Source organism: Streptomyces sp. NPDC088745, from assembly GCF_044751045.1.
GTDB lineage: Bacteria > Actinomycetota > Actinomycetes > Streptomycetales > Streptomycetaceae > Streptomyces > Streptomyces cremeus.
In genome coordinates this window covers 211,440-237,944 of record NZ_JBIVLB010000012.1, presented here as the reverse complement: position 1 = coordinate 237,944, position 26,505 = coordinate 211,440, and the positions used below count along the sequence as shown (strand labels likewise).

The following is a 26,505-nucleotide window of genomic DNA, read 5'->3' as shown; positions in this document are numbered from 1 at the left end:
GTCAGCGCCCGCCGGTCAGGTGCTCGATCGCGAGCTGGTTGAGGCGTACGAACGCGAAGGAGTGCGCGGCGGCCTTCTCGACGTCGAACTCCTGGAACACGGACGCGTCGGCGAGCAGGTCCGCCGCCGACTCCCCGGCGGCGAGCGTCGGCTCGGACAGCTCGTGCACGCCCGAGACGCGCAGCGCCTCCTGGACTTCCGGGTCGGCGCGGAACGCCGCCGCCCGCTCCCTGAGCCGCAGATAGGTGGCCATGTTGGCGCGGGCGGACTCCCACACGCCGTCGTACCCGTCGGTGCGGGAGGGCTTGTAGTCGAAGTGGCGCGGGCCCTCGTAACGGGGACCGCCGCCGGGGAAGCCGTTCTCCAGGAGGTCGACCGTGAAGAACGCGCTGGTCAGGTCGCCGTGCCCGAAGACGAGGTCCTGGTCGTACTTGATGCCGCGCTGGCCGTTGAGGTCGATGTGGAAGAGCTTGCCCGCCCACAGCGCCTGTGCGATGCCGTGCGTGAAGTTCAGGCCGGCCATCTGCTCGTGCCCGGTCTCCGGGTTGACGCCCACGATGTCGCCGTGCTCCAGCTGCGCGATGAACCCGAGGGCGTGGCCCACGGTCGGCAGGAGGATGTCGCCGCGCGGTTCGTTCGGCTTGGGCTCCAGGGCGATCCGCAGACCGTACCCCTTGTCCTTGATGTACGCGGCGGCGGTGTCCACGCCCTCACGGTAGCGGTCGAACGCGGCGGCGAGGTCCTTCGAACCGTCGTACTCCGAGCCCTCGCGGCCACCCCACATGACGAAGGTCTCGGCGCCGAACTCGGCCGCGAGGTCGATGGTGCGGAGCACCTTCGCGAGAGCGAAGCGGCGCACCGAGCGGTCGTTCGAGGTGAAGCCGCCGTCCTTGAAGACGGGGTGACTGAAGAGGTTCGTGGTGACCGTCGGGACCTTGAGTCCCGTCTCCTCCAGCGCGGTGCGGAAGGCGCTCAGGATTCGCTCGCGCTCGGCCGCGGAGGCGTCGAACGGGATCAGGTCGTTGTCGTGGAACGTGATGCCGTACGCGCCGAGCTCGGCGAGCCGGTGAACGGCCTCGACCGGGTCGAGAGCGGCACGGGTCGGGGCGCCGAACGGGTCGTTGCCCGTCCAGCCGACGGTCCACAGGCCGAAGGCGAACTTGTCCGCGGCAGTGGGGAGCAGAGTCATGCCAAACACCTCATCCGGGCTCGTCCTCTGCTGCGGGAGAAGCACTTCCGAGCAGGAGCAGAATTAGTATTGGATCTGAACTATATGGACCGTGGTGAACTTGTCAACGATCGTGCGGCGCGGCCGGACGCAGACAGGACCACCGAAGGGACGCACGTGCAGGGGCAGGGCGACAGCGCGGCGCACATCCAGGCACCCGGCCGGGTCACCGACGTACGGCGGCGCAATCTCGCCCTCGTACTCGCGCGCATCGGACCGGACGTCCTCGCGTCCCGGGCGGACATCGCCGCCGCCACCGGCCTCACCAAGGCCGCGGTCTCCAGCCTGGTGACCGACCTCCTGGCAACAGGGCTGGTCGAGGAACTCGGCGTGACCCGGGCCGGTGGGCGGGGCCGGCCCGGGGTGGGCCTGGCCCTCGATCCGCGACGCGGCGCGGTCGGCGCCGAGGTGAACGTCGACTACCTCGCGGCAGGCATCGTGGACCTGCACGGACAACTGCGGGTCCATGAAGTGGCCGAGGCCGCCAACCGGGGCCGCGCCCCGGACGAAGTCCTCGCGGAACTGTCGGAACTCGTCGCACGCTGTTCGGCCCGGGCCGCCGACGCGGGGATGACCCTCCTCGGCGGCGGACTCGCCGTTCCCGGCCTCGTGGACCCGGGCCGCGGGACCGTTCTGACAGCCCCCAATCTCGTGTGGCACGGCGCCGATCTGAGCGCCGCGCTCACCGGCCTCGCCCAGCCGACGCCCTTCGGCGTCGTCCTCTCCAACGAGGCGGACAGCGCGTCCCTCGCCGAACTCTGGTACGGCTGCGGGGCGTCGCTCGGCTCCTATCTGTTCGTGTCGGGCGAAGTCGGGGTCGGCGGCGGCCTGGTGCTGGCGGCGGAGCTGTTCTCCGGCCCCGGCGGACACGCGGGCGAAGTGGGACACGTCGTCGTCGAACCGGGCGGTCGACGCTGCTCGTGCGGAGGCCGCGGTTGCCTGGAGACCGTCGCCGGTCAGGAGGCGATCCTCGCCGCGGCGGGAATCACCGGCGGCGGCAGCACGACGGCGGAACGCATGAGCGTGCTGCGGTCCGCCCTCACGGCAGGCGACGCACGGGCGCTCGCTGCCGTCGCGCACGCGGGGCATTGCCTCGGGATCGCGGTGGTGTCCTCGGCGCGCCTCGTCGATCTCTCGGCCGTGGTGCTCGGCGGGCACTTCGCGACGCTCGCCGCTTGGCTGCGCCCCGCACTCCTCAGCAGCCTCGACGACTTCGCCCCGGGTCTCATCGCCCCCGGCCGCGCGGTCTTCTCGGAGCTGGGGGCGACGGCCGCACTGCGGGGGGCCGCGGGCTCGGTGCTGCGGCGGGCACTGGCCGCACCGTACGAACTGTTGGACTGAGTGCGGAAGTCCGCGGGGGCCCGCCGCGCGGGCAGCGGGCCCCCGCGGGCCCTCGGGCCTCCCTCCTCCGCGTGCCGGAAGCCCGTTGCGTGCTGCTTGTGCAGCGGACTGTGTGTTCAAGCCCTGCCTCACCGGAAGCCCGTTGCGTGCTGGGGTTGTGCAGCGGACCGTGTGTTCAAGCCCAGCCTCAGGGGGCGCGCTCCCGACCGCCGTATCCCCCTCAGCAACTGGTGCAGCCAGTCCGGGGCGGACCTCGGCGGACGCCCGACGACTGCCTCCGCAGCAGGAGACGGGTACCCCGTCGGCCCGGGGCGGAGGCCCTGGCCGCGACGGAGGTCGCGCCGCGTTCCGACAGGTCTGGCAGACCTCTCAGGTGAGGGTCCAGCGCTGGTTGCCCGCGTTCGAGCAGGAGTAGAGCTGGGCGAGGGTGCCGTTGGCCGTGCCGGCTCCGGCGGCGTCGAGGCACAGGCCGGACTGGACGCCGACGACGGAGCCGTCGGAGTTGAGGCGCCACTTCTGGTTGTCGCCGCCCCAGCAGCTGTAGATCTGCACCTTGGCGCCGTTGCCGTTGCCCGCGGCGTCCAGGCACTTGTCGCCGTAGACCCTGAGCTCGCCGGCGGCGGTGTGCGACCACTGCTGGTTGGTGTTGTTGTTGCAGTCCCACAGTTGGACCTGGGCGCCGTCGGTGGTGGTGGCGCCCGGCACGTCCAGGCAGCGGCCGGAAGCGACGCCCCTGATCTGTCCGGAACCCGAAGGGGGCGGGGTGGAGGCGGAGTTGAGTGCGTCGAGGACGGCGGTGTAGGCGGGCTTCTTGCTGCCGTTGGCGTTGAACAGCAGGGGCGAGTGCTCGGGTCGCCAGGAATCGGTGTCGCGCACACCCCAGACGGTGATGCCAAGACAACGCGCGACGGCCAGGCAGTCCTTGGTCACGTCGGCATAGGCAGTGGGTGACGCGCCCTGGATGTCGAGTTCGGTGACGGCCACGTCGACGCCGAGAGCGGCGAAGCTCCGCAGGGTGGTGCGGAAGTTGCTGTGGTAGGGGCTGTCGTTGTTGAAGTGCGCCTGGAAGCCGACGCAGTCGATCGGTACGCCGCGCTGCTTGAAGTCCTTGACCATGGCGTACATGGCCTGGGTCTTGGCCCAGGTCCAGTTCTCGACGTTGTAGTCGTTGTAGCAGAGCTTGGCGGCCGGGTCGGCGGCGCGCGCGGTGCGGAAGGCGACCTCGATCCAGTCGTTGCCGGTGCGCTGCAGGTTGGAGTCGCGCCGGGCGCCCGAACTGCCGTCCTGGAAGGCCTCGTTCACGACGTCCCACTGGGCGATCTTGCCTTTGTAGTGGGCCATCACGCCGTTGATGTGGCCGACCATCGCCTGGCGCAGCGTGCTGCCGCTGAGGCTCTACATCCAGCCGGGCTGCTGGGAGTGCCAGGCCAGGGTGTGACCACGCACCTGCTTGCCGTTCTGCACCGCCCAGTGGTGGACGCGGTCACCGGCGGTGAAGTCGAACTGGCCCCGGCGGGGTTCGGTGGCGTCGATCTTCATCTCGTTCTCGGCCGTCACCGAGTCGAACTCGCGGTTCGCGATCGCCGAGTACGTCGAGTCACCCAGCCTGCCCGAGGCGATGGCGGTGCCGAAATAGCGACCGCTCTGCGCCGCCGCGGCCCCGAGTGTGTTCTCGGCCGCGCTTTCGGCGGCGTGTGCGGCCGGTGACGTGACCGGCGCGGTGAGCGCACCGAGGACGCCGACGGCCAGTGCGGTGAGCAGAACGCCGGCCTTCCGGCGGACGGCGGGCGGGGGAGTGGCATGCGAAGACATGACTGTGCCTCCAGAGCTGAGATCGGGGAAGGGGGAACGGAGTCGCGCCGGGGGCGACCACCGTCCCGGAGACGTTGCGCGACTGCCAGGTGAGCGACTGTGCCGCTGTGGTGACCACGCCGGCGCGCTGGGGCCGTCCGGCGGGCAGCCGACCCGGTCGACGCGTACCGCGGTGTTCGCCGCCGCGGCGGGAACCGCCACCGGGCGGTGGCAAGGCGTCCGGGGTGGCGCGACGAAGAGGAGGAGGGCATGAGCGGCTCCCGCGTCGATGGTGTTCACCGGGTGGAGTGGGTCCGGGTGAGCAGGTCCTCCGCTGCGGCAGGCGGCCACGGGGGCAACCGTGTGAGGAACCAGGTGCCGGTGGGGCCGGCGGAGGTGAAGGAGCGGAAGCAGCGCAGGCCGACGGAGTGGACGCTCCCTGGATGAGCACACACCGGTGGCGACCCGCAGCCACTCCGTGGAGGCGTTCTCGGTGACCGGCGGCACCGTGGGCAACGCCGAGGAAGTGCGCTTCCTTTCGAAATATCGAACGACGGTTGGTGCGTCGGCTGATTCGAGTCGGACAGTAGCGACGTGCGGGGTGAGCGTCAACAGGGCTGACATGCAAGGGAGTTGGAAATGTGGCGACCGGGTGGACGCCGCTTGGCCGCCTTCTCCCTCCCCAGCGCGGGCGCGTGGGGCGAGGACCGAGGCGAAAATTTTCGGAGAATTGCCGTTCGGACCGACCTGCTGGTCGAGCCGCCAGGGGCAGCACTGTTGGCGGCAGTTCGGTCGTAGGTCTTGACCCTGGGACCTCGTGTTCCTAATTTGTGGCGTCAGCGATCCGAGAACTTTCCGGAAAAGTTTCGGACTTGAAGCGGCGTCCGCCTCCCGGATCCCCCACCCCGGCCACGGGGAAGTGCTCCAGCTGGAGCGCGCGCAGAGCGCCGATGCGTCGGCAGGCGCGCCAGTTCTCCCCCGCCCCGCCCCTGATCCCGCCGCGGCCGCTCCGCGGTGCATCAAGGTCACCTCACCCCCGCCCCCCAGGAGGTCTTCCGATGCGGTTCCGCCAACGGCCCCTGTTCCACCTCAGACGCCTGCTCGCCGTCCTCGCGCCCCTGCTGCTCGCGGCCACCGTCCTCGGCGCCCCGCCCGCCGCCGCGGCGACCGTCGACACCAACGCCTGGTACGTGCTGGTCAACCGCCACAGCGGCAAGGCCCTGGACGTCCACAACCTGGCGACCGGCGACGGCGCGCGCATCACGCAGTGGACCAGGAACGACCAGAACCAGCAGCAGTGGCAGTTCGTCGACTCCGGCGGCGGCAACTACCGCATCAAGTCCCGCCACTCCGGCAAGGTGCTGGACGTCCACAACCGGTCGACGGCCAACGGCGGCCCGATCGTTCAGTGGGCCGACCTCAACGGCACCAACCAGCAGTGGCGGCCGGCCGACAGCCCGGACGGCCATGTGAGGCTCCTCTCGCGCCACAGCAACAAGGCCCTCGAAGTGCAGGGCGCCTCCACGGCCGACAACGCGAACGTCGTCCAGTACGACGACTGGGGCGGCGCCAACCAGCAGTGGCGGCTCGTCAAGGTCGGCGGCGGCAGCTCGGGCCCGTGCGAGCTCCCCTCGACGTACCGCTGGACATCGACGGGGCCCCTGGCCCAGCCCAAACCGGGATGGGTCTCGCTCAAGGACTTCACCGTCGCCCCCTACAACGGCAAGCAACTCGTCTACGCGACGACGCACGACACGGGCACGAAGTGGGGTTCGATGAACTTCAGCCCGTTCACCGACTGGTCGGAGATGGGCTCGGCCGGCCAGAACACGATGTCGTCCGGCGCGGTCGCGCCCACGCTCTTCTACTTCGCGCCGAAGAACATCTGGGTACTCACCTACCAGTGGGGTGCGACCACCTTCTCCTACCGGACGTCGAGCGACCCCACCGACCCCAATGGCTGGTCAGCACCGCACGAGCTCTTCTCCGGAAGCATCGGCGGCCCCGGAACAGGACCCATCGACCAGACGATCATCGGTGACGCGACGAACATGTACCTGTTCTTCGCCGGTGACAACGGCAAGATCTACCGGGCCGATATGCCGATCGGGAACTTCCCGGGCAGCTTCGGCTCGTCGTACACGACGATCATGAGCGACACGACCAACAACCTGTTCGAGGCGCCGCAGGTCTACAAGCTCCAGGGCCAGAACCGCTACCTCATGATCGTCGAGGCGATCGGCTCCCAGGGCCGCTACTTCCGCTCGTTCACCGCCACCAGCCTGAACGGCACCTGGACACCCCAGGCCGCGACGGAGAGCAACCCCTTCGCAGGCAAGGCCAACAGCGGGGCCGCCTGGACCGACGACATCAGTCACGGCGAACTGCTCCGCACCGGCCCCGACCAGACCATGACCGTCGATCCCTGCAATCTGCGGCTGCTCTACCAGGGACGCAGCCCCGACTCGGACGGCGTCGACTACGGCCTCCTCCCGTACCGTCCGGGGCTGCTGACACTGCGGCGCTGACGGCGCGGCCCGAGTCCGCTACGGGGCCCGCGTGGTGGGCTCCGCAGGAAGCGGACAGGACGTGAAGCCCCTGGGAGGGAGGGGACGTGCGACGGCTCTGCCGTTCCAGGAGGCTTCACGTGGTCCTTCACCACCCGCCGAGTCCGAGGAGCCGGCCGGCCGAACGGGGTACCGAGCTCCGGTACGCGATCCGGTTCGGGCGATCTCGACATTCCCGAGCCTCCCGGGCAACCGCCGCGCGCGGGTCGGTCAGCTCTTCTTCGGCGGTGCGCCGGGCCGGTTGGCCAGGGTGACCGCCGGTCCGTGACAGCGCTGATCACGCGGACGGTCACCGGGCCTGTCCCGGGCGCGGCATGCACCAGGGGCGCGCCCGGGGAGAACGCGGCGGCTGTGGCCGTGACCGACGCCGCCGTCCACGCGGCTCGCGGCAGGTTCCGCACCGCGGACATGCCGTGACCGCGCCACCCTCGGCCTCGGCTGGAGGGCGCCAGAACTCCGCTGACGGGCCCACTGCTTGTCCCCGGTCCCCTGCCGCGGTGGTGAGGGACGACTTCCCGGTCGATGCCGGGGCCGGCGGCGTGGTCGACGAAGTGTCTGCGGTAGCCACCGTCGCTCCGGATCTCGCCCCGGATCTCGCGCAGGGCGGGCGGCAGCCGCTCGAAGAGGGCCCGACCGGGGGAGGGGCCCGGATCGTGTTCCGCTGGACGCCGGTTGACGAATGGTCCGTGCCGGGTGCCTTCGGACCGCTGAGTGAAGCGCTTCAATAGCATGGTCTGGACAGGTCTCAGCGACTGGGGCTAAGGTGCGTCCTATCCGCGACGATCTATGCCAAGTCCGCTGTTGAAGCGCTTCTTCTCGGGGAGAATCCGATGGTCACCCTTGCTGAAGTGGCGCAGCATGCCGGAGTCTCGGCCAGCACCGTGAGTTACGTCCTCAGCGGCAAACGGACCATCTCCGCAGTGACGAAGCAGCGGGTTGAACGCAGCATCCAGGAACTCGGCTACCACCCGAACGCCGGGGCGCGGGCATTGGCGAGCAGCCGGTCCAACATCATCGCGCTGATGATGCCGCTACGTACGGACATGTACGTACCGGTCATGATGGAGATCGCCATCGCCGTCGCCACCCATGCGAGGGAGCACGGCTTCGACGTGCTGATGCTCACCGGTGAGGAGGGGCCCGCCGCCGTGCAGCGCGTGGTCGGCAGTGGGCTTGCCGACGCGATCATCCTGATGGACGTGGAGCTGGACGACGCCCGGCTCCCCCTGCTGCGCGCGAGCGGGCGGCCCGCCGTGCTCATCGGCCTTCCCGCCGAACCCGGTGGACTCACCTGTGTGGACCTCGACTTCGCTGAGGCCGGGGCGCTGTGTGCGACGCACCTGGCCGAGTTGGGGCACCGCGACATCGTCGTGATCGGTGAGGCTCCGGCCGTGTACGAGCGCAAGACCGGTTTCGCGGAGCGCACCATCGAAGGTCTGCGGGGCCGTGCACAGGAGCTCGGCCTGCGTGTGCTGCACCGTCCGTGCGAGGGGTCGTACGCCGCAGTGGCCGGGGCCCTGGGGCAGGTCTTCACCGAACGTCCCGGCGTCACGGGTTTCGTCGTACAGAACGAGCAGGCGCTGGAACCCCTGCTCAGCCTGCTGCGCCAGGACAGACGTGCCATTCCCGAGGACATCTCGGTGGTCGCCGTCTGCCCGGAGCAGGTGGCCCTCCAGGGCTCGATCCGGCTGACCTCCGTCACCATCCCCGCGCGCGAGATGGCACGCCAGGCCGTGGAGCGCCTCGTCGCCAAGATCGCGGGTGAAAGCCAGGGCGAGGTCTTCCTCCTCGAACCTGAACTCGTCGCCCGGGCAAGCAGCGGACCGGCGCCCGCAGGAGGGTGACGGGCTGGCGTGGCGGGGTCTGACCGCCCCGCCGGATCGGTCCTCCACCCGCAGTGGAGCGCAACAACCACTGACGCGAGCGCCGAGGGCAACGGCCTCGCCATGCGCTCGGCAACGAGAGAACGCGCCAACTCCCAGCACCGGCGGCCCCGTTACGGGACCGCGAAGAGTGCGATGGCGGCGGGCAGTCCCTTCGCGGCACCGCGGCCGGATCGCCTGACGCGTTCTGGCGCGGCCCTCGCTGGGAGGAACTCCTTCCAGCCCGCCTCACTCGAAGCGCTTCGAAATTCTCGTGTTGCCTGCGCAGGACCCAGCAGGAGCAGCAGTCTGCCCGTGCGCCCGTTCGGCGGCGCCCGTGTCGCGCCTCCAACACGCGGGCACATTCCCAGTTCGGAGCGTGCGAAGCTGCCGTGAAAGGTCGAGCGAAGTCACCCTCGACTCCGTTCGGTCCCCGAAGTTCCCCGTGACGACCTGTTGTCTTCCCCGGAGCTGCATCGCTACTGTCACCGAAGCGTTGAAGCGCATCGATACGCGCCTTCTTCGGCCTTCCGGATCTCCTTCGACCGAACGGCTCCGTGTCGACCTGCCCCGGCTCCCGGGAGCGTGAGTCAAAGCCGCCGGCACCGCCGCGCATGAATGTCGCCACCACCGGCCCCAGGGCCGCACATGACTCGGACGGCCCTCACGAACACACCAGAAAGGCAGGACCCCCCATGTCCTCCGCGCCCCACCTGTCCCGATGAGGGCTGCTCGCCGTCGGCACGGCCGCCGCCGTCCTTCCGGCGCTCGCCCCCGCCGCCGCGTCAGCCGCGCCGTCCGGAGCGGCCAGACGTATCCCGTACACCTTCGGCAACGCGGAGACAGTCGGCGGCGGCTTCGTCAGCGGCATCGTCTTCAACCAGCGCGAGCGCGGACTGGTGTACGCCCGTACTGACATCGGCGGCGCCTACCGCCTCGACCGGGCGACCCGGCGCTGGGTCCCCCTCACCGACTGGATCGGCTGGGACCGGTACGGCCACACCGGCATCATCAGCATCGCCACGGACGAGACCGACCCCGACCGCGTCTACCTGGCGGCGGGCACCTACACCCTCCCCGACTGGGACCCGAGCACGGCGGCGATCCTGCGCTCGACCGACCGCGGCCGCACCTGGAGGACCACCCCCCTGCCGTTCCGCCTCGGCGGCAACATGCCGGGGCGGGGCATCGGCGAACGCCTGGTGATCGACCCGAACCGCAACCGCGTCCTCTACCTCGGCGTGCGCGGAGGGCACGGCCTGTGGCGTAGCACCGACCACGGCAAGACCTTCGCGAAGGTCGACGACTTCCCGAACGCGGGCAACTTCGTTCCGGACCCCCAAAACCCCGACGGCTACAACGGCGACAACCTGGGCGTGCTGCAAGTCGTCTTCGACAAGCGCACCGCCCGGGCAGGCAGGGCCACCCGCACGCTCTACGTCACGGTCGCCGACAAGGACAACATCCTCTACCGGTCGACCGACGCCGGCGTCACCTGGGAGCGCGTCCCCGGCCAGCCCACCGGCTTCATCCCGCACCACGCGCTCTTCGACCACGTCAACGGTTTCCTCTACCTGGCGACCAGCGACACCGCCGGTCCCTACGACGGCGCCAAGGGCGACGTGTGGAAGCTGGACACCGCCACCGACGCCTGGACCCGCATCAGCCCGGTCCCCTCCACCAGCGCCGACAACGCCTACGGCTACAGCGGCCTGACCATCGACCGCCGGAACCCGCGGACCCTGATGGTGTCCACCCAGGTCAGCTGGTCCCCCGACTGCATCCTCTTCCGCTCCACCGACGGCGGGGCCACCTGGACACGGGCGTGGGACTGGACCTCGCAGACCGAACGCCGGCTGCGCTACGACATGAACATCTCCGATGCTCCCTGGCTGACCTGGAACGCCACCCCGAAGCCGCCGGAGAGCACCCCCAAGCTGGGCTGGATGATGGAATCCGTCCAGATCGATCCTTTCGACTCGGATCACTTCCTGTACGGAACGGGGGCGACGATCTACGGCTCGGACAACCTCAAGGACTGGGACACCGGGGGCAGGGTGCACCTGTCCGTACGGGCCCACGGGCTGGAGGAGACAGCGGTCATGTGCCTGATCAGCCCGCCCGCCGGCCGCGCGCACCTCTTCTCCGGCATGGGCGACGTCGGTGGCTTCCGGCACACGGACTTCCGCAAGGCGTCGAAGATGTACGACAGTCCCACTTTCGGTGGCACCCCGGCCCTGGACTTCGCGGAACTGGCGCCCCACATCCTCGTACGCGTCGGCCACCCCACCAGCGGCTGGACGCAGCACTTCGCCGTTTCGACCGACGCCGGCGACACCTGGAAGCCGTCGGGCAGTGAGCCGGCCGGACTCACCGGGCCCGGCGTCGAGGACCAGGCCGTCGCCGTCGGCGCCGACGGCAGGCGCGTCGTCTGGTCCCCGGCCGGTGCTCCGGTCAGCTGGTCCGACGACCTCGGGGCGACCTGGACGGCGTCGAAGGGGCTGCCTGCCGGGGCCCCGGTACGTTCGGACCGGGTGAACCCCGCCATGTTCTACGCGTACGCCGCCGGCGTCTTCTACGCCAGCACGGACGGCGGCAGGACCTTCACAGCCACGGCGGCCGGCGGCCTGCCCACCGCGGGCAACGTCCGCTTCAAGGCGGTGCCGGGCCACGAGGGGGATGTCTGGCTGGCGGGCGGCACCAGCAGGTCCGCCGCTCCCACGCCGTACGGGATGTGGCGCTCGACCGATGCGGGAAGGACTTTCACCCGGCTCACGGCGGTGGACGAGGGGGACGTCGTCGGCTTCGGCAAAGCCGCACCGCGTGCCACGTACCCCGCCGTCTTCACCAGTTCCAAGATCGGCGGCGTGCGTGGCATCTTCCGGTCCGACGACGCGGGCCGGACCTGGCTTCGTGTCAACGACGACCGGCACCAGTACGGATGGACCGGTAGCACCATCACCGGAGACCCCCGCATCCATGGCCGGGTGTACGTCGGCACCAACGGACGGGGCGTCATCTACGGCGACCCGAAGCAGCCGGTGGACGGTGCCGTCCGGAGGCCGGCGCGGTCCACCTCCGGTTGACGCCGCTGTGGCAGTCCCGCAGATCGCCTCGGTGGGGGGGAGTCGGCGCGGTTGCCGGGGTCTGGACCCCAGATCCGCAGGGTGCCGCAGTAGGGCCGGTGGTCGACGCGAGGTGCCCTCGGGGGCCCTGAGGGCCGGTCGCACGGGCCGCCTCGGCCAGCCGTGGGCATGCCTTCGTTCACACCGGGGCAGGGCGACGGCGTGACTACATGTCCAGGACGTGGGCCTGGATCGCGGTGGTCGCGGCGCCGCGTGCCCAGTGGGTGAAGTCGCTTTCCCTTATGTCCAGTTGGAGTGGTACGGCGCTCGGGGTGCGGCCCTCGCGCACTGCTTCGTCGACGGCCGCACGGGCCACCTCGGCCAGCCGTACGCCTTCGCCCGCGAGCACGATCTTGCGCACCAGTGTGAAGTTGGCGATCGCGGCCACCAGACGGCCGAGGGCGCGCCCGGCGTCCGTGACGACCCGCGCGGCCACTGGGTCCCCGCTTGCGGCGAGGTCGAGGCACTCCTCGTAGGACACCGGTCGCCGCAGACCCACGGAGACGGCGGCGCACAGTGACGACTGCGTCAGCATGGCCGTGGCGCAGCCCCGGTGGCCGTCCGGGCACAGCGGCCCCAGCGGGTCCAGGGGAACATGACTGAGCAGCCCGATCCCGGCGTCCGGGCTGTCGACGACAGTGTCGTGCATGACCAGGCCGTATCCGATGCCGCTGCCGATGGTCAGGACCGCACACCGGTCGTGACCGCGCGCCGCGCCGAACCAGTGCTCGGCCCGGGTCAGAGCCAGCAGGTCGTTGTCCACGACGACGGGCAGGCTGAGAGTCTTGGAGAGCAGGCCGCCCAGCGGTACTTCGCCGGTCCAGCCCAGGAAGGGCGCCGTGATGACGGTCGTGTGCTCGCGGACGTGCCCGCCGAGGCTGACACCGACCCTGCTGACCGGCGGCCCCCCGGCGGTGCATTCGTCCGCCAGCTCCCGTACGGCCGCCACGACCGAAGCCGGACCCCGGTCCGTCAGGGGCCTGCGCGCCGAAGTGAGGGCCTCTGCGCGCAGGTTCGTGAGGACCGCGTGCACCGCGTCACCGGTCACTTTGACGCCGAGGAAGTGGTACGCGGCCGGGTTGACGGCGAGCGGTCGGCTCCGGCGCCCCGCCCGGCTCTCCCGGTCCGGTCCGCTGTCCTCCTCCACCAGCAGCCCTGCGTCGACCAACGGCCTGGTGAGCCGGGTGAGGCTGCCCGCCGACAGGCCCAGCCGCTGGGCGATCCGGCTGCGGGAGACGGGCCCGCGCAGCAGCACTTCGAGGGCGACGGCGCGGGCCGCGCCGGTCATCTGGATCTGGGTCGAGGGCGCTGGGGTGGCGTCCAACGGTGCTACCTCCGCGAAGCAGGGTCGGTCGGCTGGATGAGGCTCAGCGTCCCATGTCGACGAGTTATTTTCGCTGCAAAACGAATCGGCTGCCGTCGCCCTGATTTTTCCTGCTGCGCCCCGGGGTTGACGGCAGTTGGGTTCCGTGGCGAAAGTTTCTCGTGTCCGTCCGCGCATCATCCGAGGGAGACACATGCCCGCGCGCTCGCACGACCATGACCTCCTCCACTTCCGTGCCGCCGGGACGAGCCTCGTCCTGGACTGCTCCGGCGGCCTGCTGCCGCGGGTCGTCCACTGGGGGGCCGGCCTCGGTGAACTCTCCCGCGACGCGCTGGCTTGCCTGGCTCTCGCCGACGCGCAGCAGCCCGTGTCCGGTTCCCTCGATGTCCCGGTTCCCTTCACCGTGCTGCCGCAGCAGTCCGTCGGGTGGCTCGGCACCCCCGGACTCACCGGGCACCGCGACGGGCAGGACTTCTCGACGGCCTTCACCGTCCGCTCCCTGCGTCCCGAAACCGGCGACGGGCCCCTCGCCCACCGCCTCACCGTCGAAGCCGCCGACGAGCACGCGCGCCTGGCCCTGCGGCTGGAGATCGAGCTGACGCGCTCCGGCCTGGTCCGCCAGCGGGCCGCCCTCACCCACGAAGGCGGCCATGAAGACGGCCGGGAAGGCGAGCGCCCCTTCACCCTGGACGGTCTGCTGCTGACCCTGCCTGTTCCCGCCCACGCCACTGAACTGCTCGACCTCACCGGCCGCCACCTGCGCGAACGCAGCCCCCAGCGGCACGAGTTCACCATCGGGACCCATGCACGGGAGAACTGGCGCGGCCGCACCGGCATCGACGCGACACTGGTCCAGATCGCGGGCGAGAGCGGATTCGGGTTCCGCACCGGTGAGGTGTGGGGGATGCACGTCGCCTGGAGCGGCAACCACCGGTCCCTGGCCGAACGTACCCCGGCGGGCGTGCGCCTGCTCGGCGGCGGCGAAAGCCTGCTGCCGGGCGAGATCCGGCTCGCAGTGGGCCAGACGTACGACTCGCCCTGGGTCTACGGATCTTACGGACGCGGCCTGGACGAACTCGCCGGACGCTTCCACGCATACCTCCGCGACCGCGCCCACCACCCCCGCTCGCCCCGCCCGGTCACCATGAACACCTGGGAGGCCGTCTACTTCCAGCACGACGAGGACAAACTGAAGGCCCTGGCCGACGCGGCGGCCGAGGCCGGGGCGGAACGCTTCGTCCTGGACGACGGCTGGTTCCACGGCCGCCGCGATGACACGGCCGGACTCGGCGACTGGTACGTCGACAAGAACGTGTGGCCCGGTGGCCTGCACCCGCTGGTGGACCATGTGCACGCGCTGGGCATGGAGTTCGGGCTCTGGTTCGAACCCGAGATGATCAACCCGGACTCCGACCTCGCCCGGGCCCACCCGGAATGGATCATGGCTACGGGCGGGCGCACGCCGCCGCTCTCCCGCCATCAGCAGGTTCTCGACCTCGGTCACCCCGAGGCGTACGCCTACCTGCTGGAACGCCTGGACACCCTCGTCGGCGAGTACGGCATCGCATACATCAAGTGGGACCACAACCGAGACCTGGTCGAGGCCGGGCACGGCCCGCTCGGCACACCCGGGGTGCACACGCAGACCCTCGCCGTGTACCGGCTCATCGACGAACTGCGCGCCCGTCGGCCGGAGCTGGAGATCGAGTCCTGCTCCTCCGGCGGCGGCCGGATCGACCTGGGCATCCTGGAGCGCACCGACCGGGTGTGGACCAGCGACTGCATCGACGCCTTGGAGCGCCAGCAGATCCAGCGCTGGACCTCCCTTCTGCTGCCTCCCGAGCTGCTCGGCTCGCACGTGTCGGCGCCCGTCGCCCACACCACGGGCCGTTCGCACACCCTCGACTTCCGGGCGGCGACCGCCCTGTTCTGTCACTTCGGCATCGAGTGGGACCTCACCCTCGCCACCACCGAGGAACGCGCCCGGCTCGCGCAGTGGATCACGGCGTACAAGAGTCTGCGGCCGCTGCTGCACCGCGGCACCGTCGTCCGCGGCGACCACCCGGACCCTGCCCTGTGGCTGCACGGCGTCGTCGCGGCGGACCGGTCCCACGCCGTCTACGCCCTCGTGCAGACGGCCACCAGCGTGCAGTCGCCGCCCGGCCGCGTCCGCCTGCCCGGACTGGACCCGAGCGCCGTGTACCGGCTGGCACCGCTCGCGCCCGGGGACCGCCCGGAGGGGTCGGCCTGGACGGACCTGCCCTGGTGGCGCGATGAGCGGATGGAGCTGCCGGGGCACGTCCTGGAGACGGTCGGCGTACGGGCTCCCGTGCTGTTCCCGGAGCGGGCGGTTCTCGTGGAGGCACGGCGTGTCGGCCTCTGAGCCCGTGGAGCGCGGATGAGCCCGTCCGGGGCGGGGGAGTCCGGCATGGAAGTCTCCTGTGCCGGGCTGCCGCGCGTCAACTCCCGGTCAGCTACGAGGTCGCGCTGGAGACCGTGGGCCGGGTGGTTGCCCGGTACGCGCAACGCATACACGCAGAACGCCACGCGGCGGACCCCGACCTGGAGTGCCTGGCCACCTGCACCACGGCGCGGCACGACGCCCAGAAGGACGTCGAAGCGCTGGACGACGCGGACGAGGCGGAGACGGAACGGGTGGCCGCTCTCTACGAGGCGCGCTTCAAGGAATTCGCCGCACAGTAGGTCCCCCCGGGTGCTGCCGGCCGTCACCAGCGCCGCGAGTCGCGCGCTGGCCGCCGGCGGTTTCTGACAGCACTGAGGCACCGCACGCGGAAGAAGTGCGTGGGCACGCCGCCCGGTCCGGAGATCCTCGGCCGCCCGGACGACGTGCCGGAGCCCGTCGTGGGCAGAACGGAGATGCCGGGGAGGGCGGTCGGCCGGGCCCCGAAGCGAAAGGAGTGGTCCGTGTTCGAGGGATTCGCCACCAGGACGGTGGACACCGGTGAGGCATCCGTCTTCGTCCGATACGGCGGAGAAGGCCCGCCCCTCCTGTTGCTGCACGGCCATCCCCGCACCTCCGCGACCTGGCACCGGGTCGCGCCCCTCCTGGTGCGGCGGGGCTTCACCGTCGTCTGTCCCGACCTGCGGGGTTACGGGCGTTCCCGCGGCCCCGCGCCCGCCGCCGACCACGCACCGCACTCCAAACGTGCCGTGGCCGGAGACATGATCGAGGTCATGCGGGCGCTTGGTCACCAGCGCTTCGGGCTCGCAGGCCACGACCGTGGAACGGCCGTGGCGCTCCGGCTGGTGCTGGACCACCCGTCCGCGGTGTCCCGGGTGGCGTTCCTGGACGGCCTGCCGCTGAGCGAGCACCTGGACCGTGCCGACACCCGGTTCGCCACCGCATGGTGGCACTGGTTCTTCTTCGCCCAGCCGGAGATCCCCGAGCGCGTCATCAACGCGGACCCCGACGCCTGGTACCGCGGGACCCCCTCGGCGATGGGGCAGGAGAACCATGACGAGTGGCGCGCCGCCACCAGGAACCCGGACGTCGTGCGAGCCATGCTGGAGGACTACCGGGCCGGGCTCACCGTAGACCGCCGCCACGAGGAGGCGGACCGAGCCCGGGGCGCACGGATCGAGTGTCCCACCCTGGTCCTGTGGTCCCTGCGGGACGACTTGGAGGACCTGTACGGCGATCCGCGCGCCATCTGGCGCGGCTGGGCCGACGACGTCCGCGGCCACGGCATCGACTGCGGCCACCATGTGGCGGAGGAAGCCCCCGGTCCGCTCGCCGCCGCCCTGGGCGACTTCTTCACCGCCTGACTCGGTCCACCGCCGTAACAGCAGGGGTCGTCCCACACCCGCGGCAACGCCCCACGGGCGCTCGCCGTGCCCCGTACCCCGTGGCAGGAAACGCATGGCACCGCCCGGCCGGGAGCTGCCCATTCCCCTTGTGGGCAACTCACCCGGCCGGGCCGCTCTGCCTCAGCGCCAGGTCTGGTGCCGGTCGTAGTAGCACGTGTTCGTCCGCAGCCCGTACTGCCTGTCGTCCAGGCACTCATTGGTGGCCCGGCTCCTGAAGGTCACCTTGTCACCGCTCTCGTACGCCCACCAGCCGTGCTGGGGCGAGGAGTTGCAGGCCCTGGTGGTGAGCGTGACGCCGTCGTCGTAGAGGCACTTGTTGGTGGCCATGGTGCGGAGCTGGCGGGTGCCGTCGTTCCAGACGTGCACGTTCCACTGCTGGTGGACTGGTGGACACCACCGTTGCAGCCGTCTGCGCAGTAGCTCCATCCCGTGGGAGTGACCGTTGCCGCGCCCCCGTCGGCTCCTACGGGATCGCTGGAGTTCTCGGCCACGAAATAGTGGGCCATGCACGCCAAAGGGCTTGAGAGGCAACCTTGTTGGCGCAGTTCGAATTTCCCGTAGGAGTGGTACCGGGGCGAAGGTGTCTGTACTTCATGCCGAGTATGAGTAGCATCCGGCTATCCACGTGCCCCCTGCGAGAGCGAGCGACCATGTCGTTGAGCACCACCCCCATCCAGAATCAGTACGTGCAGCAGTTGGCCGATGACTTGGCGAGGAACATCGAGGAGCAGGAGAAGGTCCGCGCCCAGGTGGAGGAGGCGCAGAAACGTCTCGCCGTCCTGACGCAGGAGTACATCTGGCTTGAGGCCATGCGAGCCCAGGCCGCAGCGGCCGAGGCCACCTCGGCGGTTGCCGTACCGGTCACCGATGATGCTCCTGCCGCTCCTGCCGCTCCTGCCGCTCCTGCCGCTGAGGAAGCTCCGGCCCGGACGCCGGTGAAGGCCGGGCGGACCCGCAGGAAGGCCGTGAAGCCGCAGACCGTGACCGTCGCCACGGACGTCCCGGCACCTGCGGATGCCCCCGCGAAGCAGGGCGACTCAGCGGCTGCCCAACCGCTGGAGTCGACACCCGCGGAGGCGTCGAAGAAGAGGGCCGTGCGGAAATCAACGCCGAAGAAGACCGCGAAGAACGAGAAATCCGCGACGACCGCGACGACCGAGACCTCCGCAAAGGCCGTGAAGGCCGTGAAGAAACTCCCCGGCCAGCGAGTGACAACGACGAAAACGACCCCGGCCGAGCGGACCAAGCGGGGTCCTTCGCTGGCCGACCTGATCGCTCCGTTGCTCAGCGCGGACATCCCGCGCTCGACGAAGGAAGTCGTGGCCGCACTCCAGGAGCACCACCCCGAGCGCCCCACCAGCGACCAGCTGGTCCGCAACGCCATCAACACCCTGATCAGCCGGGGCAGGGCACAGCGGCACCAGCAACAGAACTCGGTGTTCTACACCGGCGTCGCACCCCAGGACGAGGGTGTGGAGGCAGCCGCACGGTGAGGCACGGACCGGCCCGACACCGGGCGGGCCGGGCAGGTGGCCCCGCTGGCAGGTGAGGCCGGCTCAACGGTGCGGCCATTGACGGTGCGGCCGTCAACGGTGCGGCCGTGAGCGACGCTCGCGCTCGTCGCGGACCCCCCACATCCCGGACGGCCCCGCCGGTTCATCCCGCAACGGCAGTTCCACGCCCCCTTTCGGCACATCGCAGCACATCGCATCGCAGCACATCGCACCGGTGTCGACGGTCGCATCCGAGCGCTCGCCGGTCGGCCGCGCGCGAGTGAGTGGCCGTCGGCGGTCAGCACGGCCTCCCGGGCGGCGACAGTTCCTGGCCGGAAAGCAGGCCCGCCTGCTGAGCACGCAGCACCGCGCTGAGCCGGTCCGTGGCCCCGAGTTTCCGGTACAGGGCGTTCAGATGCTTGTGGACGGTGCGCGGCGAGATGCCCAGCCTGCGTCCGATCCCCTCGGCGGTCAGTCCCGTGGCCAGCAGGTGCAGTACGTTCGTCTCGCGCGGGGTCAACGGCGCAGCCAGGGCGTCATTGGCCCGCCGCCCGCACTCGCCGGCGGAGGACCCGCGCAGCGCCAGCAGGAGGGACCGGTGGGCCGTCGCGGCCTTGAGCAGTGGCTGGACGCGTGCGGCGTAGCGCTCGTCGTGCCGGGAGAAGTCGTCGCCGGAACGGTGCACCAGGAACCCGCTGACGTGCGGCCCTCCCCCCGGCAGCGGCAGGCCGAACACGTGCCGTGTCCCGAACGCCTGGCGGAGGGCGTCGGCGGTCGGACTGTTCTGCCAGGTCCGTGCCCCCACCACCCGGGCGGCGCTCTGCGGCGTCCAGTCCGCGCTCGCCCCGTAGCGTTGGATGAAGGGATACCCCGAACGGATGTGACCCTGCGCCGAGTCGTCGTCGGCACCGGCCTCGGGCAGTCGTCGCGGGGACCGGATCACCACTCTGCCCTGCTCACGCGTCCAAGGCACCTCCTTGACCACGACCAGCTCCCCGTCGAGCGCCGTGAGCAGCTCGTCGGTGAGCAACGGCCAGACGGCCTCGGGGCTTTCGGCGCTCATCACCTCGACCGCCAGGTCCAGCATGCGTGCGTACCGATCCGGCATGACAACCCTCCGACGTCCCCGAGAGTGTGCTTCATCACGGTAACCCGTCGTCGTCCATACGCACTTCTCCCCATGGCCCGGCACAGGGCGATCCCGCCACGATCGGTTCCGGGCGGGCCGCGGGGTCCGCCCGGGACCGCGGGGAGATCACGTATGCCCGGGAAGCGAAGAGCGGCAGGAGCCGCGTCGGCCATGGCACCGCCGTCGGCCCGCCGTACGCTGTTCGCCGCCGTGCTCTGCGCCGCCAGTGCGGGGTTCGCGGCGCCCGTCGCGACGGCGGCCGAGCCACGGACGGGAGCCACCCACTGCGTCACCGTCCTGAACGGGGTCGAGCGCGGCGAGGGCGTGTCGAAGGTCCGTTCACGCACCTGCTTCTCGGGGCCCGGCGCGGCGGAACGCGCCGGGCGGGCGGCACCGGCCGTCGCGACCCAGCTCATGCTCTGGGCGGAGCACCGTGACTACGGCGGTGTGTACGACCGGATCCATGGCTACGACGGTCCGTGCGACGCGGCCGGCCACAGCTTCACGCCGAGCACCTGGTGGTCGAACAACCTGACGTCCTTCCAGGTGATGGGCGGCTGCACCAAGTCGTACCTGAGCGGCCCCCGTGGCAACGGCTCGTTCAGCGGGCAGGTCCCCCACGTCGGCGACAACCTCAACGACGCGGTCACGTACGTGAAGGTCTGGCGCGGCTGACGCCGCGACCGTTCACCATCGAAAGGACATCCACGACATGCGTCCACTGCGCACCGTACTCACGTCTCTCACCGCGACCTGCGCCCTCGCGGCCGGCCTGGCCGTCGCGGGTCCCCTCACTCCGGCGCAGGCCGCCGCGTCGGACTGCACGGGCGGAGCCCGGGGCTTCCGCGACCACCCGGACAACGCCTCCGGTGACACCGACAAGCCCCGCAAGCTGGACCTCGGCGGCGGCGTCGTCATCACGCTGGAGAAAGGGGTGTACGTGGACCAGCAGATCGGCTTCGGGAAGATCAGCGGCCCCACCCGCCCCGGTGACAAGGTGTGGATGGACTGGCGGGCCGCCGGGTGGGACGACGGAGGCAGGCCCGACTGGCCGGTGCACCCCTGGCTCCAGTGCGGACCCTTCACCGTGCAGCATCACGGCCAGAGCCTGACGACTCCCTTCAAGCGGACCAGCACCGACCCCAACTACCAGTTCCGGGTCTGCGGTTCGCTCGCCTCCAACGGCGTCGTCCGCTGCGCCACCAAGAACGGTGTCGACTGGTGGTGACCCGCCGGCACCGTTGAGCCCCGCCCCTGGGGTCCGCCGCGGGCCGCGGTACCGGCAGACCGGTGGCGCGGCCCGCGGCGGACCGCCAGGCCGTCCCACCGACCCGACCCACGGTCGGGCTCGTATCCGACGCCCGCGCACCCCTGGACTGTTCATGACTCTGTCTTTCATACGTTCCCGTGCTTCCACCCGCTCCGCCGCCGCCGCGCGTCGCCGCCCGCCGTGGCGGCCGGCACGCGCCGCCGTGCTCGCCACCGCTCTCCTCGCGCTCGTCCTCGGGGCCGCACTGCCGGCCGCGGCCGCCCCGTCACCCGGCCCGACGCCCGGAACCGCGCGTGCCGTCGTGCCGCCCGGGGTGACGGCGGGCATCGCCGTCTACGACCGCAAGGCCGGCACCTTCACCGAACAGGTCAACCCCTCCCTGCCCTTCCGTTCGGCCTCCGTCGTCAAGCTGCTGATCGCGCTGGACGTCCTGGGCGACCGCGGCCCCGACGCACTCGGCGCGCAGGACCGCGCACGTGTCGACGCCATGCTGCGCACCAGCGACGACAACGCGGCCAGCCACTTCTGGACCGTGAACGGCGGCGGCACGATCATCGACCGGATGGTGCGCAAGCTCGGCCTCACCGACACCGCCCGCCCCCCGGCGACCCATCCCGGCTACTGGGGCTACACCGCTCTCTCCGCCCGGGACACCGTCACGATCTACCGGTACCTGCTGGACACCGCGCCGGCCGCGGTGCGCGACTACGTCATGGGCGGCCTGCGCTCCTCCGCCCGCTGCGCCGGCGACGGCTACGACCAGCACTTCGGCATCCCCGGTGCCTTCGAGCGCCCCTGGGCGGTCAAGCAGGGCTGGTCGGGCTTCAGCTCGGGTGGTTGCACCACGCCGGCCGCGGTCGCACCGACAGCGGCCACGCCGGCGGCCGGTACCGGCGGTCCGGCCGCCGCGGGAGTCGACCTCGCCCGGCCGGCCCTGCACAGCACCGGCACCGTCGGCCCCGACGACGGCACGATCGTCGCCGTCCTCACCCTGCACCCGGACGGCACCTCGTACGGCAAGGCGTACACCGACCTGGGCCGGCTGACCCGCTCCTTGAACGTGCCCGGGGCCACGCGCCCCGCGGGCATGTGGATCGGCACGTGGGGCGCCGACGTCGTCGTCCGCGAAGAAGCCACCACGAAATCCCGCAAGTTGACGGTGCTGCCCGCCGGCGCCGAGATCCTGGTGTCCTGCCAGAAGCGGGGTCAGGAGGTCAGCATCCCGCCCTACACCAACGACTGGTGGGCCTACCTCCCCCAGTACGGAGGCTACGTCACCAACATCTATCTGAGCGTTCCCGAGAACCAGGTCCCGGGCCTGCGCCTGTGCTGACCCGCACAACCCGCCCGGTCCGCCTCGCCTGCCGGGGCGGACCCCCAGCGACACCGGCCCCCCGCTCCGGCCGCCTCCGTGCCCGGCACGCGGGGAAACGGACGCCCGCCGTCGAGCCCGTCGACCAGGCCCGGTGGAGCCTCGATGATGTGGCGGATCGCCGGTTCGGCCGACCGGCGATCCAGGGACAGCACGCGCGCTGTCACGTGCTTGTCGTGTGCGGCATTCGGTCCAACGGCGTCCTCGTGCCCGGGGTCTGGTCCCGTCGTCGAAGACGAGGCCAAGGGTGGTGGTCATGGTCGGGTCGTCTCGCACGCCACAACGGCGACGAACTCGTCCACGTCGCTTTCGGTGGTGTCGAACGAGCACATGAGCCGGGCTTCTCCGGTTTCCTCGTCGTTGAGGTAGAAGGTGTAGGTCTCGCGCAGCCGTTCGATGACGTGGTGCGGCAACTGGACGAACACCGCGTTGGCTTCAACGGGTCTGGTAACGACTACGCCGTCGAGGCGGGCGAGGGAGCGTCCGAGACGTGCGGCCATGGCGTTGGCTTGAGACGCGTTGCGCAACCATAGATCGCCGGTGAGCAAGGCCTCGAATTGTGCTGAGAGGAACCGCATTTTGGAGGCCAGGTGCAGGGATTGCTTGCGCAGGTGAGGGACCCCGCTGACCAGGGAGGGATTCAGGACCACGACGCACTCGCCGAAGAGCAGACCGTTCTTGGTGCCGCCGAAGGACAGGATGTCCACTCCTGCGTCCGTCGTGCAGGCACGCAGTGGAACGTCCAGGAAGGCGGCGGCGTTGGCCAGGCGGGCTCCGTCCAGGTGCAGCGCCATGCCTCGTGCGTGGGTGTATGCGGACAGGGCGCGGATTTCGTCCGGCCGGTAGCAGGCGCCCAGTTCCGTGGGCTGGGTGAGTGAGACGGCCTGGGGTTGAGCTCGTTGTACGTCACCCTGGGTTTCGACGGCACCGTGGACGGCGTGCGTATCGAGCTTGCCGTGGTTGTGCGGCACGGCCAACAATTTCAATCCGCCCACTCTTTCCGGCGCGCCTCCCTCGTCTTCGTTCAGGTGTGCTTGATCGGCGCAGACGACCGCGCCCCAGCGGTCGGTTACCGCTTGTAATGCGATGACGTTGGCGCCTGTGCCGTTGAAGACGGGGAAGACCTGGGCCTGCGGTCCGAAGTGGTGGCGGAAGAGCGTGTCGAGGTGGGCGGTGTAGTCGTCCTGTCCGTAGGCGCTCTGGTGACCGCCGTTGGCAAGGGACAGGGCCGTGAGGATCTCCGGGTGCGCGCCGGAACAGTTGTCACTGGTGAAATCGCGCCGTCGGGGATCGTGGCGCCGGGAGGCGTCGGTGCGCGTTCCGGGGCCATGCCCGCCGGGCTTGCCGTACCCACGCGTGGGCGTGGCACGGGCGGTCGCGGGCCTTGTCCGCGTCGCGGCTCTTCAACCGCCGACGACGTAGTTCCAGTAGCCCTCCAGGAGGGCGCCGAGCTGGCGGGCGGTGTGCAGGATGCGGTCGGGTTCCTCGCCCTGCGAGAGGCCGTGTTCGAGGACGGCCAAGGTGCCTTCGGCGATCTCGGCGGGTGGGCGTTCGCCCCACGACCGCATATAGGTGATCACTGGGCCGGGCACGTCGGGCAGGTTCTCTGCCGCATCCGCGATGCGGGAGAAGAGCGTGCACCACGTGGAGAGATCTGTGTGGAGGTAGAGCGCCGCTTCCGCCGGCCCGGCGTGCATGCCCAGCCAGGACAGGTCACGCACGACCTGGTACAACCCCTCGTCGACCGGCACTGCCGGGATGCGCCCGTCCTCGATGCCGACCGAGGGCGCCCCCTCGCGCAGGAGCTTGCGGGACTCGGCAATCGTGAGGAGGGTGAAGGAGAAGAGCTGAGCCGGGTCCTCGTGCCGGTGACGGGCCACCAACTGACCGTACGAGGAGAGTTCGGCCTCCTGGCACTGGTACTCCGCGAGCAGCAGACGCTTGAACTGGTCGCCACGCACCTGTTTGGCAAGCGCGCTTTCTACCATCGTGTTGCCGCGAACGAAACGCTCGACATCGGGCTTCATGGCTTCTACCAGCTGTTCGGGATTCATCCGGCCCCTCCTGAAGGATTGTGGACACGTCTGTTCTGGCAGCGGTATGCCGCTACCGGGGGTAGTGGAGCGGTGATCGTCTTGGGCTTCGGCAGCGCCGGCCACCGAGCGCCACCACGCGCGGTGCAGCGGCTCGAGCACCGAGGCGCTGCGGGTGATCCCTTGCTCGGGCTCTCCGTGGGCGAGACCGTATGCGATGACCCGAAGGACGCCGTCGGCTGTCGGTGCGGGGTTCTCCCGGTGGGCGTGCAGGTGCGCGACGAGCGCAGCGGGGACGTCTCGGTGTCGGTCCAGCGCCTCGGCCAACATCGCGCAGGATCGGCTCCACGAGGCGACACCGGTGCGGATCGTCAGTGCCGCCTCCCCGGGTCCGGCGTGGCACGCGACGCGGGTGAGGAAGGCGGTCAGGCGCCGTACAGCCGGGGTGCTCTCCGCGATGTGCAGGTCTGCCTGGGGCAGGCCCAGGGCCGGTGCGACCGAGGTGAGCAACCGGTGTCTGTGGCTGATCGCTCGGTTTCGCGCGTACGTGAAGAACTGATGTGGTTCCTCGTGCTCGTAGCGGCGCAGGAGGAAGGCGTACGCCTTGATCTCGCTCTCGCACGTCTGGTGTTCGGCGAGGACGAGCCGACGGCACGCATCGGTGTCCATGCGTCCGGCACTGGCCAGGGCGAGGACGTCCTGTGACACCGGGTTTCCGGCGCCGCCGGTGTGAACGGCGTCGAGGAACGAGGTGAGCGGCACGGAGCGTCCGGCATCCGGTCGCGCGCGAGCTTCACCTCCACTGCCGCCGCCGGGGCGCCTCTCGGCCCTGGGAGGCGGGATCATGTCAACGATCCCGGGGGGTAAGGCCGCCCGTCCTTGACGACGTAGCGGACGCGGCCGGTGGCTTGGATGTCGACGAACGGGTCACCGTGCACGGCGATGACGTCGGCTACGGAGCCGGGGACGAGCTTGCCCAGGTCGCTTCGGCCAAGGAGATCGGCAGCGACGGTCGTCGCGGCACGCAGGGCGCGCAAGGCGGTGAAGCCGTGAGAAAGCATGGCGGGGAACTCGCGCCAGTTGTCGGCGTGCGGAAACATGCCGGCGTCGGTGCCGAACGCCACCTTGACCCGGGTGCGTGCAGGGCGCGACAGCCCTTCGAGCAATTGCTCTGCGTGCGCACGGTACGCCTCGCGCGTCTGCGCAGATCGCCCGCTCCAGAAGTCGTCGTCGTCGAGGTTGTCCACGAAGTACCGCTGGACGTACTGGGTGGGCACCAGATACGTGCCCGCGTCGATCATGCGCTCGTAGGTGGGATCCGTGGCCAGGCAGGCGTGCTCGACGCTGCGCACGCCAGCCGTTACGGCCCGTACGACAGCCTCGTCGTGCAGGGCGTGGGTCGCGCAGGGCAACAGCATGTCGTCTGCCGTGGCGACGATTGCGTCCATCTCGGCCTGGGAGTAAGCGGTACTGGTGAGTTGGCTGACGGGTGAGGAGAAACCACCGCCGCCGGCGAACTTGATCCAGTCGGCGCCGGCCTGGGCTTGCCCACGTACGGCGCGACGCAATTCGTCGATCCCGTCCGCCACGGTACCGATCTGGGTGCCGTAACGCTGCGCGAGGTCGGGCGACTTGTCGCCGTGACCCGAACGCGGGGAAAGGATGTTGGGTGCCGCCAGGATGCGCGGGCCCTCGATCAAGCCGTCCTCGACGGCTTGCCGGAGTGCCACGTTGAGGGCTTGATGAGCGCTCCCCAGGTCGCGGACGGTGGTGAACCCGCCCGCCAGCAACTGCCGCAAGGGCCGGATACCCGTGAGCGTCTGGTACGCGGCCGACGACGTCTCGGCATTCTCATCGAGGAGGTGGACATGGCAGTCGATGAAGCCGGGCAGCACCGTGCAGCCCGGCAGATCCACGACCTCCGCGTCTCCCGGGGCGAGGCCGGGGCCGACTTCGGCTACCCGGCCGGCGCGCAGCAGGACCTCCAAGCCGCTTGTGGGGGCCGAAGCGACCGCGTCCCAGACTGCGTCTGGGCGCAGCAGGATGCCTCGCTGGGGGGAGGAACTCATGTACACCGTCCTTTTCGGTCGACGCCCGTCCGCGGACATGGGCACGCACGGGCACCGGGCGTGGCACTCACAT

At 70.5% G+C, this 26,505-nt stretch carries 18 protein-coding genes and 2 pseudogenes; 12 read left to right on the top strand and 8 right to left on the bottom strand.

The features are described from left to right. Position 1: 1 nt before the first annotated feature. The gene (xylA, locus tag ACIP93_RS28075) at positions 2-1,189 is read right to left on the bottom strand and encodes a xylose isomerase (protein WP_401762883.1); all 1,188 of its coding nucleotides are present in this window, start codon (positions 1,187-1,189) and stop codon (positions 2-4) included. Between the two features lie 156 nt (positions 1,190-1,345). On the opposite strand from xylA, the gene ACIP93_RS28070 reads away from it, so the two are divergent. Next, complete coding sequence (locus tag ACIP93_RS28070) at positions 1,346-2,569, top strand: ROK family protein (RefSeq protein ID WP_401762880.1); 1,224 nt, start codon at positions 1,346-1,348, stop codon at positions 2,567-2,569. A 369-nt stretch (positions 2,570-2,938) separates the two neighbouring features. On the opposite strand, the pseudogene ACIP93_RS28065 reads toward ACIP93_RS28070, so the two are convergent. Further along, positions 2,939-4,381, bottom strand: a pseudogene (locus ACIP93_RS28065) (endo-1,4-beta-xylanase). A gap of 1,037 nt (positions 4,382-5,418) precedes the next feature. On the opposite strand from ACIP93_RS28065, the gene ACIP93_RS28060 reads away from it, so the two are divergent. The 4 genes from ACIP93_RS28060 to ACIP93_RS28045 all read left to right on the top strand — a co-directional run bounded on the left by ACIP93_RS28060 (position 5,419) and on the right by ACIP93_RS28045 (position 11,875). After that, a complete protein-coding gene (locus ACIP93_RS28060; RefSeq protein ID WP_401762877.1) occupies positions 5,419-6,888 on the top strand; it encodes a non-reducing end alpha-L-arabinofuranosidase family hydrolase in 1,470 nt (489 codons plus the stop codon). Positions 6,889-7,424: 536 nt separating this feature from the next. After that, the gene (locus tag ACIP93_RS28055) at positions 7,425-7,655 is read left to right on the top strand and encodes a hypothetical protein (RefSeq protein WP_401762874.1); all 231 of its coding nucleotides are present in this window, start codon (positions 7,425-7,427) and stop codon (positions 7,653-7,655) included. Between the two features lie 102 nt (positions 7,656-7,757). After that, complete coding sequence (locus ACIP93_RS28050; RefSeq protein WP_401762872.1) at positions 7,758-8,771, top strand: LacI family DNA-binding transcriptional regulator; 1,014 nt, start codon at positions 7,758-7,760, stop codon at positions 8,769-8,771. Between the two features lie 917 nt (positions 8,772-9,688). Continuing rightward, positions 9,689-11,875 (top strand): xyloglucanase, encoded by a 2,187-nt coding sequence (locus ACIP93_RS28045; RefSeq protein WP_401762869.1) that lies wholly within the window; start codon positions 9,689-9,691, stop codon positions 11,873-11,875. A 205-nt stretch (positions 11,876-12,080) separates the two neighbouring features. Here ACIP93_RS28045 and ACIP93_RS28040 read toward each other — a convergent pair whose 3' ends face one another. Then, the gene (locus ACIP93_RS28040; RefSeq protein ID WP_401762867.1) at positions 12,081-13,238 is read right to left on the bottom strand and encodes an ROK family protein; all 1,158 of its coding nucleotides are present in this window, start codon (positions 13,236-13,238) and stop codon (positions 12,081-12,083) included. Between the two features lie 193 nt (positions 13,239-13,431). On the opposite strand from ACIP93_RS28040, the gene ACIP93_RS28035 reads away from it, so the two are divergent. The 3 genes from ACIP93_RS28035 (at position 13,432) to ACIP93_RS28025 (ending at position 17,024) form a co-directional block, all read left to right on the top strand. After that, on the top strand, positions 13,432-15,621 hold the full coding sequence (locus tag ACIP93_RS28035; RefSeq protein WP_401762864.1) for an alpha-galactosidase: 2,190 nt from the start codon (positions 13,432-13,434) through the stop codon (positions 15,619-15,621). A gap of 122 nt (positions 15,622-15,743) precedes the next feature. Next, positions 15,744-15,941 carry a hypothetical protein gene (locus ACIP93_RS28030; RefSeq protein WP_401762861.1) on the top strand — a complete coding sequence of 66 codons (198 nt, stop codon included), beginning with the start codon at positions 15,744-15,746 and terminating at the stop codon, positions 15,939-15,941. Positions 15,942-16,163: 222 nt separating this feature from the next. Next, positions 16,164-17,024, top strand: coding sequence for an alpha/beta fold hydrolase (locus tag ACIP93_RS28025; protein WP_401762858.1), 861 nt, complete (start codon positions 16,164-16,166; stop codon positions 17,022-17,024). A gap of 162 nt (positions 17,025-17,186) precedes the next feature. Here ACIP93_RS28025 and ACIP93_RS28020 read toward each other — a convergent pair whose 3' ends face one another. Next, positions 17,187-17,492: an RICIN domain-containing protein gene (locus ACIP93_RS28020; RefSeq protein WP_401762855.1), complete on the bottom strand. Its 306-nt coding sequence runs from the start codon at positions 17,490-17,492 to the stop codon at positions 17,187-17,189. Positions 17,493-17,722: 230 nt separating this feature from the next. Here ACIP93_RS28020 and ACIP93_RS28015 point away from each other — a divergent pair, with 230 nt between their 5' ends. Next, entirely contained in the window at positions 17,723-18,559 is an 837-nt protein-coding gene (locus ACIP93_RS28015) for a hypothetical protein (protein WP_401762852.1), read from the top strand. A gap of 298 nt (positions 18,560-18,857) precedes the next feature. Here the strand turns inward: ACIP93_RS28015 and ACIP93_RS28010 are convergent, their stop codons facing one another. Further along, complete coding sequence (locus ACIP93_RS28010; RefSeq protein ID WP_401762850.1) at positions 18,858-19,667, bottom strand: response regulator transcription factor; 810 nt, start codon at positions 19,665-19,667, stop codon at positions 18,858-18,860. Positions 19,668-19,859: 192 nt separating this feature from the next. Between ACIP93_RS28010 and ACIP93_RS28005 the strand changes: the two genes are divergently transcribed. From ACIP93_RS28005 to ACIP93_RS27995, 3 genes are all read left to right on the top strand, one after another. Continuing rightward, positions 19,860-20,363, top strand: a complete 504-nt coding sequence (locus ACIP93_RS28005; protein ID WP_401762847.1) for a hypothetical protein — start codon at positions 19,860-19,862, stop codon at positions 20,361-20,363. Between the two features lie 37 nt (positions 20,364-20,400). Next, a complete protein-coding gene (locus ACIP93_RS28000; protein WP_345219257.1) occupies positions 20,401-20,916 on the top strand; it encodes a hypothetical protein in 516 nt (171 codons plus the stop codon). A gap of 154 nt (positions 20,917-21,070) precedes the next feature. Beyond that, positions 21,071-22,291: a hypothetical protein gene (locus ACIP93_RS27995; RefSeq protein ID WP_401762845.1), complete on the top strand. Its 1,221-nt coding sequence runs from the start codon at positions 21,071-21,073 to the stop codon at positions 22,289-22,291. A 293-nt stretch (positions 22,292-22,584) separates the two neighbouring features. Here ACIP93_RS27995 and ACIP93_RS27990 read toward each other — a convergent pair. The 3 genes and pseudogenes from ACIP93_RS27990 to ACIP93_RS27980 all read right to left on the bottom strand — a co-directional run. After that, a pseudogene (locus ACIP93_RS27990) lies at positions 22,585-23,646 on the bottom strand (threonine aldolase family protein); the annotation flags it as partial. An 87-nt stretch (positions 23,647-23,733) separates the two neighbouring features. Continuing rightward, entirely contained in the window at positions 23,734-25,125 is a 1,392-nt protein-coding gene (locus tag ACIP93_RS27985; protein ID WP_401762842.1) for a hypothetical protein, read from the bottom strand. 80 nt (positions 25,126-25,205) lie between these two features. Then, positions 25,206-26,432 carry an amidohydrolase family protein gene (locus tag ACIP93_RS27980; RefSeq protein ID WP_401762839.1) on the bottom strand — a complete coding sequence of 409 codons (1,227 nt, stop codon included), beginning with the start codon at positions 26,430-26,432 and terminating at the stop codon, positions 25,206-25,208. Positions 26,433-26,505 lie beyond the last annotated feature (73 nt).

Excerpts from the sequence above, each read along its gene's own strand:
- ACIP93_RS28060 (WP_401762877.1), top strand. The coding sequence starts at position 5,419 with ATGCGGTTCCGCCAACGGCCCCTGTTCCACCTCAGACGCCTGCTCGCC.
- ACIP93_RS27995 (WP_401762845.1), top strand. The coding sequence starts at position 21,071 with ATGACTCTGTCTTTCATACGTTCCCGTGCTTCCACCCGCTCCGCCGCC.
- ACIP93_RS28005 (WP_401762847.1), top strand. The coding sequence starts at position 19,860 with ATGGCACCGCCGTCGGCCCGCCGTACGCTGTTCGCCGCCGTGCTCTGC.
- ACIP93_RS28020 (WP_401762855.1), bottom strand. The coding sequence starts at position 17,492 with ATGGAGCTACTGCGCAGACGGCTGCAACGGTGGTGTCCACCAGTCCAC.
- ACIP93_RS28010 (WP_401762850.1), bottom strand. The coding sequence starts at position 19,667 with ATGCCGGATCGGTACGCACGCATGCTGGACCTGGCGGTCGAGGTGATG.
- ACIP93_RS28035 (WP_401762864.1), top strand. The coding sequence starts at position 13,432 with ATGCCCGCGCGCTCGCACGACCATGACCTCCTCCACTTCCGTGCCGCC.
- ACIP93_RS28000 (WP_345219257.1), top strand. The coding sequence starts at position 20,401 with ATGCGTCCACTGCGCACCGTACTCACGTCTCTCACCGCGACCTGCGCC.
- ACIP93_RS28050 (WP_401762872.1), top strand. The coding sequence starts at position 7,758 with ATGGTCACCCTTGCTGAAGTGGCGCAGCATGCCGGAGTCTCGGCCAGC.
- xylA (WP_401762883.1), bottom strand. The coding sequence starts at position 1,189 with ATGACTCTGCTCCCCACTGCCGCGGACAAGTTCGCCTTCGGCCTGTGG.
- ACIP93_RS27980 (WP_401762839.1), bottom strand. The coding sequence starts at position 26,432 with ATGAGTTCCTCCCCCCAGCGAGGCATCCTGCTGCGCCCAGACGCAGTC.